At 44.7% G+C, this 12900-nt stretch carries 13 protein-coding genes, 1 riboswitch and 1 other annotated feature; of the genes, 4 read left to right on the plus strand and 9 right to left on the minus strand.

The window, feature by feature from the left end; genetic code table 11:
- Positions 1-36 precede the first annotated feature (36 nt).
- The 7 genes from IAE45_RS08500 to IAE45_RS08530 form a co-directional block, all read right to left on the minus strand.
- Positions 37-1245, minus strand: coding sequence for a M20 family metallopeptidase (locus IAE45_RS08500; RefSeq protein ID WP_081118270.1), 1209 nt, complete (start codon positions 1243-1245; stop codon positions 37-39).
- 58 nt (positions 1246-1303) lie between these two features.
- Positions 1304-2143, minus strand: coding sequence for a MetQ/NlpA family ABC transporter substrate-binding protein (locus IAE45_RS08505; protein ID WP_081118269.1), 840 nt, complete (start codon positions 2141-2143; stop codon positions 1304-1306).
- Between the two features lie 52 nt (positions 2144-2195).
- Positions 2196-2876 carry a methionine ABC transporter permease gene (locus IAE45_RS08510; protein WP_010748680.1) on the minus strand — a complete coding sequence of 227 codons (681 nt, stop codon included), beginning with the start codon at positions 2874-2876 and terminating at the stop codon, positions 2196-2198.
- Entirely contained in the window at positions 2877-3953 is a 1077-nt protein-coding gene (locus IAE45_RS08515; RefSeq protein ID WP_086293864.1) for a methionine ABC transporter ATP-binding protein, read from the minus strand.
- A 359-nt stretch (positions 3954-4312) separates the two neighbouring features.
- Positions 4313-4551, minus strand: a binding site (T-box leader).
- Positions 4552-4671: 120 nt separating this feature from the next.
- Entirely contained in the window at positions 4672-5196 is a 525-nt protein-coding gene (locus IAE45_RS08520; protein ID WP_200125866.1) for a transcription repressor NadR, read from the minus strand.
- Positions 5193-6041 (minus strand): chorismate mutase, encoded by an 849-nt coding sequence (locus tag IAE45_RS08525; protein WP_081118266.1) that lies wholly within the window; start codon positions 6039-6041, stop codon positions 5193-5195. Before IAE45_RS08525 ends, IAE45_RS08520 begins: the two co-directional genes overlap by 4 nt.
- Positions 6042-6054: 13 nt before the next feature.
- Positions 6055-6747: an NAD-dependent protein deacylase gene (locus IAE45_RS08530; protein WP_140965120.1), complete on the minus strand. Its 693-nt coding sequence runs from the start codon at positions 6745-6747 to the stop codon at positions 6055-6057.
- A 157-nt stretch (positions 6748-6904) separates the two neighbouring features.
- On the opposite strand from IAE45_RS08530, the gene IAE45_RS08535 reads away from it, so the two are divergent.
- Together IAE45_RS08535 and IAE45_RS08540 are read left to right on the plus strand one after the other, a co-directional pair.
- Entirely contained in the window at positions 6905-7573 is a 669-nt protein-coding gene (locus IAE45_RS08535) for a response regulator transcription factor (RefSeq protein WP_200125864.1), read from the plus strand.
- A 14-nt stretch (positions 7574-7587) separates the two neighbouring features.
- Positions 7588-8493 (plus strand): sensor histidine kinase, encoded by a 906-nt coding sequence (locus IAE45_RS08540; RefSeq protein ID WP_200125862.1) that lies wholly within the window; start codon positions 7588-7590, stop codon positions 8491-8493.
- Positions 8494-8566: 73 nt separating this feature from the next.
- Here IAE45_RS08540 and IAE45_RS08545 read toward each other — a convergent pair whose 3' ends face one another.
- Positions 8567-9328 carry an ABC transporter permease gene (locus IAE45_RS08545; protein WP_200125861.1) on the minus strand — a complete coding sequence of 254 codons (762 nt, stop codon included), beginning with the start codon at positions 9326-9328 and terminating at the stop codon, positions 8567-8569.
- Position 9329: 1 nt separating this feature from the next.
- The gene (locus IAE45_RS08550) at positions 9330-10247 is read right to left on the minus strand and encodes an ABC transporter ATP-binding protein (protein ID WP_200125859.1); all 918 of its coding nucleotides are present in this window, start codon (positions 10245-10247) and stop codon (positions 9330-9332) included.
- A 318-nt stretch (positions 10248-10565) separates the two neighbouring features.
- Here IAE45_RS08550 and IAE45_RS08555 point away from each other — a divergent pair, with 318 nt between their 5' ends.
- Positions 10566-10868, plus strand: a complete 303-nt coding sequence (locus tag IAE45_RS08555) for a hypothetical protein (protein WP_005227198.1) — start codon at positions 10566-10568, stop codon at positions 10866-10868.
- Between the two features lie 147 nt (positions 10869-11015).
- Positions 11016-11189: riboswitch (Lysine riboswitch) on the plus strand.
- 115 nt (positions 11190-11304) lie between these two features.
- Positions 11305-12894, plus strand: coding sequence for an ABC transporter permease subunit (locus IAE45_RS08560; RefSeq protein ID WP_077453979.1), 1590 nt, complete (start codon positions 11305-11307; stop codon positions 12892-12894).
- The last annotated feature ends 6 nt before the right edge of the window (positions 12895-12900 follow it).

Raw genomic sequence — 12900 nt, forward strand, 5'->3', positions numbered from 1 at the left:
AGTATCCTCTGGATATCTTCTTTCACGATTTTGGCATTAATTGCCTTTCGCTAAACTTTCTTGATGATCGGCTTTGATTTTTTCTAATAACGCCGGTTGTTCAAAAAGATCTAACGCTGTCAGGGCTAAAAGTTCAGCCGCGATAGCGATCGACTGCAAGCCTTTTTCACTCTTAGCAGCGGCTTTGAATTCTTCCGAATGCCCCGCAATGTAGTCATCTGAAATCGAAACGGTGGGTTGGATCGTCGGGATCACTTGACTGACATTGCCGACATCAGAAGAACCAAGACTTGCTTTTGCTTCCGTATCGATCTCATCGGCAGGTACGCCCGCTTCTTGGGCATGGGCGAAGAAAATCTCATCAAAACTTGGTGTCACGATCACATCATCGACGGAGTTTTGGAACAAGCCGAATTCATAGGTCGCTCCCGTGGCTAAAGCGGCTCCTTTGACGATGTTTTCGACTTTCTCGTAGACATCATTCAAGGTTGCTCGATTGGCTGCTCGTAAATAAAAACGACCGGCTGCATATTCTGGCACGACATTGGCTGCCACGCCGCCATCGGTGATCACACCATGAATATTGACGTCTTTTGGTAAATGCAGGCGCAACCCATTGATCCCGTTAAAGACTTGCAACAATGCTTCTAACGCGTTGATGCCTTTTTCTGGTGCTGCTGCCGCATGGGAAGCTCGACCATAGAACTTGATATCCACTGGATCATTGGCTAATGACGCTGTCGTTTTGCCATAGCGATGGGCTGGATGGACACAAAGAGCGGCATCGACATCATTGAAGAACCCTTCACGGACAAAACTACCTTTAGCGGAACCATTTTCTCCACCTTCTTCTCCTGGCGTCCCATAGACTCGAATCTCCCCGCCGAGCTCATCGATGAAAGGTTGTAGAGCACTGGCAGCTAAGACGGAATAAGTCCCGAAGAGATTGTGTCCGCAGGCATGACCGATGCCAGGTAACGCATCATACTCGGCTAAAAAGGCAATCGTCGGACCAGGTTTCCCACTGACATAGCGGGCATCAAAGCCGGTGCGATGGCCTGCCACATCCTTTTTGACAGCAAAGCCTTCTTTTTCTAATTGGGCGATCAGGGCATCGGCTGAGTAAAACTCATAGTTGCTGACTTCTGGGTGATTATGGATATCTAATGCCAAGGCTTGATAAGCGGCTAAACGCTCTTGGATAAATGGTTTAATCGTTGCTTTTGTAATAGTTGCTGTTGTCATAATCAAATCTCTCCTTTTTATACATGCTTTTTCAGTTTTTTATCAAATTACATGGTGCTTATTTTGCTCCAAAGGTTTCCCAAGCAGGAACACTTGATCCTTTTGACGTTTCCTCGATGACTTTTTTCGTATCCTCTGTTTGGTAAGCAGCGACCACTTTTTGGTATACTTCATTGTCTTCATCTTCTTTACGGGCGGCAATGATGTTGACATAAGGACGGGCCGTTTCATCAACAGGCTCTAAAAAGATCGCATCTTCGGTTGGTACAAATCCTGCATCTACCGCCATGCCGCTATTGATGACCGAAACATCGACATCGGAAAGTGCCCGAGCGGTTTGCGCTGCATCAAGTTCTGAAATTTCTAAGTTCAAACGGTTTTCTGTAATATCCGCGACCGTTGGTGTTTGTCCGGCTGCTTCATCCACTTTGATCAATCCAGCTGATTGTAACAAAAGCAATGCCCGACCACCATTGGTCACATCATTAGGGATCGCAACTTTAGCTCCTTCAGCCAAGTCGTTGACATCCGTCACTTTGTCGGAATAAATACCTAATGGTGCATTGACTGTATTGCCGATCGATACGAGATCAGTACCAAATTCTTCATTATAGTTGTCCAAGAAAAATTGGTGTTGGAATGAATTGAGGTCGATGGAACCATCAGCCAAGGCTGCGTTGGGTTGGTTGTAATCAGAAAATTGGACATATTCTAAATTGATGCCTTCGTCTTTCAAACGATCTTTGACATCATCCCAGACATCGGTGTCTGCACCAATCACCCCTAATTTCACCGTGACTTCTTCTTGATCATTGGCTGCGGCACTGCCATTGTTTCCGCATCCTGTAATAAATAATAATGCTGCCCCTAAGACGATTGATTGTACGAATTTTTTCATTTTTTCTTCCTCCATAGACTTGCTTGTTTTTTTATTTGTACGTAAGTGGTGGTCAGTGTGATACTCGTTTAATGAGTAGGTTGCTGACAAATTGACTGATAAAAACGAATACTAAGATGATCAAGGTCGCCATGATCGTAACATCGGTCTGGAATCGGTTGTACCCGCGGGTGATGGCTAAGTTTCCTAAACCGCCAGCGCCGACTGCTCCTGCCATGGCGGTCAATCCGATCACATTGATCACGGTCAATGCAGAGACCCGAATAATTCCCGCCACGCCTTCTGGCAAATAGACCCGAAAAATGATACCGAAAGGACTGGTGCCCATCGCTTCAGCTGCCTCCACGACACCGGGGTCAACTTCTAGCAAGGCAATCTCGATCTGCCGAGCAAAGAAAGGAATGATCCCAGCAATCAGAGGAACCAATGCTGCTGTTTCGCCGATGGTCGTTCCGACAAGGAATCTGGTAAAGGTTCCTAGTAACGTCAATAAGATAATGAAAGGGATCGAGCGCACCACATTGATGACTTTATCGAGAAATTCAAAGAGCGGTCGATTTTCTAAAATCCCATTCGGTCGAGTCACTACCAAAACGATCCCTAACAAGATGCCTAAGATGCCCGCGATCAAAGAGGTCCAAAAAACCATATACAAGGTTTGGATCGTTGCTGTCACAAATTCATCTTGGATCGCAACAACATTGGGAAAATATCTTTCTAATAAGGCAGCCATCTAAAATCCTCCTTTAATTACATTGTTTAATGGTTCTGCATGATTTTCTTTTAAAATATTGGTGTAAACCCCTTGAGACTTCAAATATTCTAAGGCATGTTTACGCTGTTGGTATTCGCCGGATAAGCTAACGACTAAGCTGCCGATCGGCACTTCTTGCAAGATCTCCACGTTGCCGTAAAGAATATTGGTGGTCACTTTGTAGCGGCTGTACAATTGGGCGATCAGTGGTTCATTGGTTTGATCCCCCACATAGGACAGCTCCACCAGCCATTCGTTCGGTGCCAAGGAAGAAAATTTCGAACTGCCAAGGATCGTTTCTAAGGCTTGGTCGATGTGTGTCGCCGTTCGGATGAAATCTTTGGTCAAAGGTTTTTCTGGTTGGCTGAAAATCTGAACGCTTGAGCCTTGCTCGATGACTTCGCCGTCTTCCATCACTGCCACTTTGTTGCAGATTTCTTTGACAACTTGCATCTCATGGGTAATAATCACGATGGTCAAGCCGAGGGTTCGATTTAATTTTTTCAACAAAGCCAATATCTGTAAGGTCGTTTTCGGATCAAGGGCGCTAGTTGCCTCATCACACAACAAGATCTCTGGATCATTTGCCAAAGCTCTGGCGATGGCGACCCGCTGTTTTTGTCCTCCAGATAGTTGGCTAGGAAACGCTTGGGCTTTTTCTTCCAATCCAACAAGCGCCAGCAGCTCGGTAACTTTTTGATGACGTTCCTGTTTGGACCGTCCCCCATATTTCAAGGAAAAATCCACGTTATCAAAAACATTGCGACTGTCCATCAAGTTGAAGTGCTGAAAGATCATTCCGATCGTTTTCCGTTTTTCTCGCAGAGCTTTCGCCGAAAGCGTGGTCAGCTCCGTGCCATTGACGACGACGCTGCCGCTGCTTGGTCGCTGCAATAAGTTGATTACACGGACGAGTGTACTTTTCCCGGCGCCTGAGTAACCCACGATGCCGTACACGTCCCCTTTGTCGATCTCGATCGATACGTTTTTGACCGCTTGGATCGCGGGTTTCTTTGGTTGATTGAATGTTACTGATATGTCTTTTAATGAAATCATCGTCTTCCCCCTAGTTCTTGTCTTTTTCAATAAAAAAGGCATCCTCAAACAAGTCACTTGTGACTTGTTTGAGGACGCCTTTTTGCGTGTTACCACCTCAGTTTAAGCTGCACTCGCATACAGCTCCTTTTCGAGTACGATCATACTCTAGCCAGATAACGGTCGCTACCGTCGTCGCCTTGCAAACTACTGCTCGGAACGAATCACTCCTTGGCCATTTTCTAAAAGTCGTTTGATGCTTCTTTTCAGCTACCGAAGCTCTCTGTTGAAAAAACGTGCTTTTGTACTTACCAATTCTTCGTGTGTGGTGCTATTTGATTTTTAGGTATAAAAAAAATCCTTTTACCAGCGTTTGCTAGTAAAAGGACGAATACTCGTGTTACCACCTTTTGTTTAGAAGGTTTCCCTTCCCTCAACCCAACGTCTAGTCGTGCTAGAGATTGGTGCACTTTGTAACGGTAGTGCGCATCCGTGATTGCCTACTTATCGACAATCAATCCTCCAAGGCCATTTTTCATCGCTTCTGACTTGACTCTTTCCACCAACCAGAGTCTCTCTTTAAAGTATCCGCGGTTACTTTCCTTCTCAACAGATTCATTATTCTTGTTGAGTTGTACTTTACTGGAAAATGAACGCCTTGTCAACAAAAAATCACAATTTTTTCATCTAAGTGTTCCCCAAGACTGCCGATAGCGTCCTTGCCAGAATGGTTTACGCCTCAATTTTGGTAGAGCATGCCTTTTTCTGCTAACTGTTGTTTGGCTTTTTCCAGAGCCGCAGGATCAGTGTAGCGCAACGTATGCAAGTGTACCCCATTGGTTAAATCTGAGAGCAAGCGGGCCTCTGCATGTTTGGTTTTGTTGATGAAATCAGTCACGTCTTGGTTTGTTTGAATCTGCAAATTGCCAGTGATCTCTCCATAGATCTCATGCTCAACGATGACATCGACCACTTCCACACCACAAGCGACAAAGATGCGCAATTCTTCTTCCGTTTGTTCAGGTCGATGCTGTACCGCTAGCTTACTGACATGTCCTGCCTCATCCAACAGCGCTTGCAGACGATAGCCGCGAGCCGTAGCCACAATTGCTTCACCAGCTGCTCGCAATAAGGCAATGTCCCCAACGATGATTTGACGGCTGACTCCGAGGGATTCTGCCAGTTTGCTGGCACTGATCGCTTTGTCCGCTTGCTTCAATGCCGCTAAAATGTTTTCTCGACGTGTTGCTCCATCCATACTCATTCCTCCAATTGATTCTCTTGATAGGTTTTTGAGTGGTTCATAATTGATTGAAACATAGCCAAAATCGTTTCTTCGTAGGCTTGATTAGAAATTGCCTGCCGAATGTTTTCCAGCACTTTCTCTTCACGATTTTCATCTAATACCGGCAGTTGACTGCTTTTCTTCAATTGCACGATTTCATTGACCGTGCTCATACGTTTTTCCAAAAGATGCGTGAGTTGCCAATCAATGTCATCGATCGCTGCCCGCTGAACAGCCAAAGGATCTTGCTGATTGTTTTCTTCTTCCAAGTCGATCGTCTTGATGACCCGTGCCGGATTTCCCGCCAGCACAACATTGTCTGGGAATGATTTTGTAACGACACTGCCAGCCCCCACCACGACATTGTTGCCTAAGCGGACCCCTGGCAAAATCGTGGCCGCACCACCGATCCATGCGTTATCGCCAATCACGATCGGGGCCCCTAATTCTAAGCCGCTGTTTCGTTTGACCGGATGTAATGGATGCGTCGCCGTAAACAACCGAACATTGGGTGCCAGCATACAGTTGTCGCCAAAGGTAATGGGACAAACATCTAATAGCACACAGTCGTAGTTAGCATAGAAGTTTTTGCCCACAGAAATATTGTAGCCATAATCAAAGCGGACATTCGGTTCGATATAGATTCGTCCAGTCACAGAGCCGAAAGTTTCTTTTAGTAACTGCTCTTTGATTGTTGTATCAGTTTCTTGGTTGATTAGGTTCATTTGTTCACGGGCATACTTTCGATCTGCCACCAATTCTGGATCTGGGGAAAAGTACAATTCGCCAGCAATCATTTTCTCTTTTTCGGTACGTTGTGTCATATCATAAACTCCTTCATTCAATTTTCTGGAAAAACGTTTCGGCTGCTGCGGTCAACATGCCATATTCATTCGGGATCGCCAATGGTTCCTTATTGATGACCAACACCTGCTGGCTGTAATCGACTAACCCTGCAAAAGGATAGACTTGCAGCGAAGTCCCCACGACCATCGTCAGGTCGGCTTGAGCAACGGCTTGAATGGCTCCTTCAATGGTTTCATCCGTAAATCCTTCCCCGTAAAGCACGATCGCTGGCCGAATCTGACCGCCACATCCTGCATGGTGCCAATCCTGCAAATATGCTTGCCAAGGTACCGGATTGCCGCATTTTCGGCAATAACAGTTGTACAAGGAGCCGTGAAAATCGATTCTTTGGTGACTGCCTGCTTTTTCATGCAAGCCATCGATGTTTTGCGAAACGACCCAGACGGTTTTCTTCGCTTGCAGCTCAGCCATTTTTTGATGAATAATATTAGGCTGTGCTTGAGGATGGTAGAGGTGCTTGACGAACTGATAAAATGTTTCCGGTTCGTTTTCTAAACAGTCATGGCTTAACAAATACTCTGGCTGGGCCACTCCTTGATAGACCCCTTTTAAGGAACGGTAATCAGGAATGCCCGATGGGGTCGAAACACCGGCACCCGTCAAAAAGGTCACCGATGATGCGGCGGTGACCGCTGCGATTGCTTGCTCAATAGATACCTTCATCGTTCTAACTTCCTTTATGGCTTTTCTCTTATTCTAACCGAAAAAGAACCGTTTTTGCGAAAAATCAGCCATTTTCTTTTTTAAAAGCAACTAATGCTTTTTCTTGCGGAATTGCTTATAATAGATGCAATAAATGCAAGGAGACTGGGAAAACCAAATGAAAATTTTGATTATCGAAGACAACAATGAGATCAGCGAAATGTTGGCTACTATTTTAGCAGCTGACTATACCGTCCAGCAAGCCTATTCAGGCACGGAAGGTCTGCTGCTTTTTCAGCAAGATGCTTTCGACTTGATTTTGCTAGATCGAATGCTCCCCGGTAAAGATGGGACACAAGTCTTGCAAGAAATTCGCCAAACCTCCACGGTCCCCGTCATTATCTTGACTGCCTTAGATGAACCAGCCGATGTTTCCACCCTTTTGCTGGCGGGTGCCAATGATTACTTGACCAAACCCTTCAATGTCGAAGAATTAAAGGCCCGTATCATTGTTCAATTGCGCACAAATAAACAAACCCCTCCAGTTGCCAGCAGCCACTCGTATAAAAACATTCAACTGTTGCCTGACTCGTTTCAGCTGCAACGAGAAGAAGCAACGGTTCAGTTAAAGAAAAAGGAGTTTGAGATTTTTTCCCTGCTCTTAACCAACCCCAAAAAAGTGTATACGAAAGAAATGCTCTATGAAGCGGTTTGGCAGGAACCTTATTACGGTGAAGAAAACACGATCAATGTCCATATCAGCCATTTACGCAGCAAAATCAAAACACTCGATCCAGATGAAGCGTATATCGATACTGTCTGGGGCATCGGCATCAAGCTAGCTTAAAAAGGAGGAACCCCATGCATATACTTCAGTTTTTCGCCGCTTTGATCGTTGTGTTATTGTTGGGCTATTGGTTTTTCTTACTATATGATCTAAAAAAGTACCACCAGCAATTAGCAAGAATCAGCGAAATCGAAACAAATCAAGAGATCCATCTGCAGACCCGCATCCCCGCTTTAAAAGCGATCGCCTTGCTAAACAATCAGATACTTAGAAAAAATAAGCAGCAACACTATCAAATGCTGCAAGAAAACCAGCAGTTGGAACAAGCCATTCAAAATATCTCTCACGACTTGCGCACACCTTTAACGGTCGCCAGCGGCTACACACAACTGCTGCAAGCCGATAAGACCCTCACCCCGCAACAACTACAGCTGCTGGATAAAGTCAGCAGCAACCTAGAAAAAGTCGAAAATCATCTGGAACAGTTATTGACCTATCAGCGTCTCAAAGACAATCAACTGGCTTTGACTTTGGAAGAATTCGATCTTTCTCGTTTATTGGAAGAAGAACTACTCCAGCTTTATCCTTCTTTTGAGGAAAACCATTTATCACTGACGGTTGCGATCCAACCCAACATCATGATCATTTCAGATAAAAAAAGCTGGCAACGAATTTTCCAAAATGTCCTTGGTAACCTGCTGGAACATGGCATTGAAACGGGGACGATCCGCTTGAATCAGCAAGGAGAGCGCATCGTTTTCCAACAGGAAAATCAGCTGAAGGCACCGATCCAGCACCCAGAAAAATTGACCCACCGCTTTTATACGGAAGACCTTTCGCGGCATAAACAGCAAGCCGGACTTGGTCTGTATATCATCGCGGCATTGACTAATGCATTAGACGGCAAAATCCAATTGGATACAACCGAAGAGACGTTTCGTTTGACTTTGTTTTGGCAGCAGTCCGTTGAATCCTACTAACTCATAGCTATACACAAAAAACACCCAATCGCTCGACCTTCACTAGTCGATACGGTTGGGCATTTTTCTGCTCTTACAATTCTTGTCTCTTAAACACCAGATGCGCAGCCAAAAGACAAAGCAGCAAACTGATTAGGCTCCCAAGAAAAATTGGTTGGACTGTTTTCCATGTTTGGAAAGTAGTCATGGTCACCATCTCTAACCCACCTTGAAAGTCCAAGTATTCTAAAAACTTCCAGTTGGGTAAGGAGATTCGGGCAATCGCAAAGGCCATCGGAATAAAAATCGTCGCCAATACGCTGACTGCTGTATTTTTGGTTAAATACAGAACTAGCACTGCAAAAGAGGACGTCGCTAATAAAATCAGTACAAAACTAACGAAATAATACAACAAGTTTTCTATCTGTGAAAGGTCATTATAACCAATCCCCCCAATAACCGTTCCCGCTACAAAGCTCACCACACAAATCGCGACGATCTGTAAGACCAGTACCAACGCATATACCAAGAATTTCCCAAAAAGATAAGCGGGTTTAGAGACACCGACGGTAATGATATTCTTCATGGTCCCTTTCGTGTACTCACTGCCTAAGACCTGCATCACCAATGGCAAGGAGTAATACAGCAACATGGAAGACAGACTGGTCTGGATCGCCAGAAAGCCAGTCATTTCCGTAAGGCTACCTGCTGTTTGCGTACTATCCCCAAGAGTGACCCCTACACTACCCTTGGAAACAACGGATAAAATCACCAACAATAAAATAATTCCTTCTGTGATCCAAAAACTTTTACTTCTTGATAAACGATACAAATCGGCTCGAATAAAATTCAACATCTTACTTTCCCCCTTCACTTGTTACTAACTCTTTGAAATACGACTCTAGATTTTCCCCTTCAAAAGAAATCCGATCAATAGCGATCCCTTCATAAACCAGCTGACGGACCAGGTCCCGAATCAACACATTCTCTTGATAAATATGAATTTTGTGGTCACTGACAACTTTATATTCAGAAATCAGCTGACTGTCCAGTAAGCGGCTAGCTGTGGCTACATCATCTACTTCTAATTGAATAAACCGTTTCGCCATCAGATCGAATTCGTGTTTGGTCATCTCTTTGATCAGACGCCCCTCACTAATGACCCCAAAACGTGTAGCCACTAAGTACAACTCTTCTAAAATATGGCTGGAAATCAAAATCGTCATGCCGCGTTCTTGATTCAATCGTAAAAGCAGCTCCCGAAACTCAACGATCGCTACAGGATCCAAGCCATTGATCGGCTCATCTAATATCAGAAAATCCGGTTGGTTCAATAAAGCGATGGCTAAGCCGAGCTTTTGTTTCATACCCAAAGAAAAATCACGGTATTTCTTGTTGCCGACATTGGTCAAACCAACAAACGACAGTGCCTTACTAACGGCATCAGGTTCCACCACCCCGCTGATTTTGCAATAATAGTTTAGATTTTGTTTAGCGGTCAATTGGTCGTAAGCGACTGGAGTCTCAATCACGTTGCCGACGCGTTTCAGCATCTGGGTGTACGCTTTGCCGCCTTCGACACCAAACAACTGTAGACTGCCACCAGTGGGTTGGATCAACTGAACGATTGCTTTTAATAAGGTCGTCTTCCCAGCACCATTTCTCCCCACCAATCCAAAAATATCTCCTTTCGCGATCGTTAGATCGACATCATGCAGCGCCTGCTGTTTGCCGTAACATTTGTTTAATCCTTTGATTGTTAGAACATTTTCCATTTTTACTTCCTCCTTGCTTGCTTCTGTGATCATTCTAGCAAGCAGATCTAAATCAGCTATTAACTAATTATTAATTGATTCTTAACTCGTAGTTTTCTGCAAAAAAAACAGTTTATTTCTATTATACACAGCTGAAAATGAACCAATCTAGAAAAATCGTCCCTTTTTCAGCAAACCCACCAATAGCAAATGTAGCAGACGATCTTTTCATTACTGCTTTTGCGCTTTGTTTTTTGCCTCACAAAGAAAGAGATTCCTTCATGACAAGGAACAAAAAACGTGGTAAACTAGTCACGAATCAAAGTGAGGTGAAATACATTGGTAGCAGCTATTATTTATTGGGCAATGATCATTATCAGTTTCGGTTGGTTGGCAGTCAGCTTATATTTCTCTATCTTCTATTTAGCACGTAAAGAAAATGGCAATCTATGGGCATTTGGCTTTTTAAATGTCATCACAGCAATCATTCAAGCCATCGTCCTTGTGGTGTACCGTACCTTAGGACAAGATTGGGGCGTTACACAATACTCAAGCCTCATCTATCTAGCACTTGGCTTATTGCTTGGTTTGACAGTCATCCAAGCTGTTTTAGGCCGTGAACCAAAAGCGAAAGTCGCTTAAGGGTTCCAATAGACACTCGTAAAAACGATCCGCTTTCTCTTTGATAAAAATAGGGAAATGGTCGTTTTTTTGTTAAAAAGAATTGACATTTGGGTGCTTTTCTTCTAAACTCTGAGAAGAATCAAATTAAATACGAGTACCCTTTAACATTTAGGTAGAGGTCGCGAGGTTCATTAATCCTGCTGAGTGAAGCAACACGTTTACAGCAGAGCTAGGGAACATCGCCGAAACAAGATCGGTTTTGCTTGCATCGATTTTGTTGGGCCGCAAATGAATAATTTGCGGACTGTCTTAGCTTGTCTAAGTTGCGCTATGTTTTGTGAAAGGTTTGTCGACGATGACTTGTCAACAGCCGTTTTCCAATCATGGAGTACGGCTGTTTTTTTGCTTTTTCATCCTTACCTGCTTGTCCAACTCGTGAAAGGAAAGAGAAAAAATGAAAAAAAATAATTGGATCTGGGCGGTCTTCGCCCTCTGTCTAACCCTCATTCAGCTGCCCTTAACTGTGCAAGCGGATGACCAAACACCTGCAGAACAATTCCGTGTCGGCATGGAGGCGGGTTATGCGCCATTTAACTGGACGCAAACCACTGACGCCAATGGTGCCGTGCCAATTTCTGGGGAAGAAGGCTCGGCATTTGCCGGCGGTTACGATGTCCAGATCGCCAAACGAATCGCTGAAGGCTTAGGCAAGGAATTAGTGATCGTTAAAACCCAATGGGACGGCCTACCGCCAGCTTTACAAGCGGGGACTATCGATGCCGTGATCGCCGGGATGTCACCAACTGCCGAACGTCGCGAGCAAATCGATTTTACCGATCCTTACTATGAATCAGATTTGGTGGTAGTGGTTCGTAAAGATGGCGAGTACGCCGATGCTAAAAGCCTCGCTGATCTTGCTGGAGCGAAAATCACTGCTCAGCTGAATACTTTCCATTATACCGTCATTGATCAAATCCCTGAGGTCCAAAAAGAACAAGCCATGCGAGACTTCTCCTCCATGCGCGTTGCTTTAGCTTCGGGAATCATTGATGGCTACGTCAGTGAACGACCAGAAGGCGTCACTGCCGTCGGTGCAAATCCTGATTTGAAGATGGTCGAGTTCGATGAAGGGGCCGGTTTTGAAACCAATCCAGAAGACGTCCAAGTAGCAGTTGGGATGCGCAAAGGCGATCCGGATGTTGAAAAAGTCAATGAGATCCTTGCAGGAATCTCTGAAGAAGAACGGGTTTCCCTGATGGATCAAGCAGTCTTGGATCAGCCTGCAGATGCCAGCGGAGAAACAGCGGATCAAGGTCTGATCGCTGATTTCAAAAAAATCATTGATGATTACGGCATGCTCTTTTTGCGAGGTGCTGGCTTGACCTTATTCATCGCGATCCTTTCAACGATCATCGGATTGATCATTGGTCTCTTAGTCGGTATCTTCCGGACATTGCCGCTTTCAGAAAATCCAGTAGGACGTTTCCTCCAACGGATCGTTAATGGCTTACTAACCATCTATATCGAAGTTTTCCGCGGGACCCCAATGATGGTTCAAGCTATGGTTATTTTCTACGGAACCGCTTTGGCTTTTGGCGTCTCAATGAATCGAACGCTGGCAGCCGTGCTGATCGTTTCTATCAATACCGGTGCCTACATGTCTGAGATCGTTCGTGGTGGGATCTTTGCTGTAGATGATGGTCAATTTGAAGCAGCTCAAGCCATCGGTATGACCCATTGGCAAACCATGATCAAAGTCGTGTTGCCGCAAGTGATGCGCAACATTTTACCTGCTACCGGGAATGAGATCATTATCAATATCAAAGATACTGCCGTCTTAAGTGTTATCAGTGTTGCGGACCTCTTTTTCCAAGGTACATCAGCCGCTGGAACGAACTTCCAATACTTCCAAACATTTGCGATCATCGGTGTGATCTACTTAGTCTTGACCATCAGTGCTACCCAGATCTTGCGCTTTGTTGAACGCAAAATGGATGGTCCCAGTGCGTATGTCAAATTAGAAGACATCAACCCGAACGAATAAGGAGGA

Origin of the sequence: Enterococcus sp. S53 (genome assembly GCF_016516865.1) — a bacterium.
GTDB lineage: Bacteria > Bacillota > Bacilli > Lactobacillales > Enterococcaceae > Enterococcus_D > Enterococcus_D innesii.

Coding starts and splice junctions, on each gene's coding strand:
- IAE45_RS08505 (WP_081118269.1), bottom strand. CDS start 2,143: ATGAAAAAATTCGTACAATCAATCGTCTTAGGGGCAGCATTATTATTT.
- IAE45_RS08550 (WP_200125859.1), bottom strand. CDS start 10,247: ATGGAAAATGTTCTAACAATCAAAGGATTAAACAAATGTTACGGCAAA.
- IAE45_RS08530 (WP_140965120.1), bottom strand. CDS start 6,747: ATGAAGGTATCTATTGAGCAAGCAATCGCAGCGGTCACCGCCGCATCA.
- IAE45_RS08500 (WP_081118270.1), bottom strand. CDS start 1,245: ATGACAACAGCAACTATTACAAAAGCAACGATTAAACCATTTATCCAA.
- IAE45_RS08560 (WP_077453979.1), top strand. CDS start 11,305: ATGAAAAAAAATAATTGGATCTGGGCGGTCTTCGCCCTCTGTCTAACC.
- IAE45_RS08510 (WP_010748680.1), bottom strand. CDS start 2,876: ATGGCTGCCTTATTAGAAAGATATTTTCCCAATGTTGTTGCGATCCAA.
- IAE45_RS08525 (WP_081118266.1), bottom strand. CDS start 6,041: ATGACACAACGTACCGAAAAAGAGAAAATGATTGCTGGCGAATTGTAC.
- IAE45_RS08515 (WP_086293864.1), bottom strand. CDS start 3,953: ATGATTTCATTAAAAGACATATCAGTAACATTCAATCAACCAAAGAAA.
- IAE45_RS08545 (WP_200125861.1), bottom strand. CDS start 9,328: ATGTTGAATTTTATTCGAGCCGATTTGTATCGTTTATCAAGAAGTAAA.
- IAE45_RS08540 (WP_200125862.1), top strand. CDS start 7,588: ATGCATATACTTCAGTTTTTCGCCGCTTTGATCGTTGTGTTATTGTTG.
- IAE45_RS08535 (WP_200125864.1), top strand. CDS start 6,905: ATGAAAATTTTGATTATCGAAGACAACAATGAGATCAGCGAAATGTTG.
- IAE45_RS08520 (WP_200125866.1), bottom strand. CDS start 5,196: ATGAGTATGGATGGAGCAACACGTCGAGAAAACATTTTAGCGGCATTG.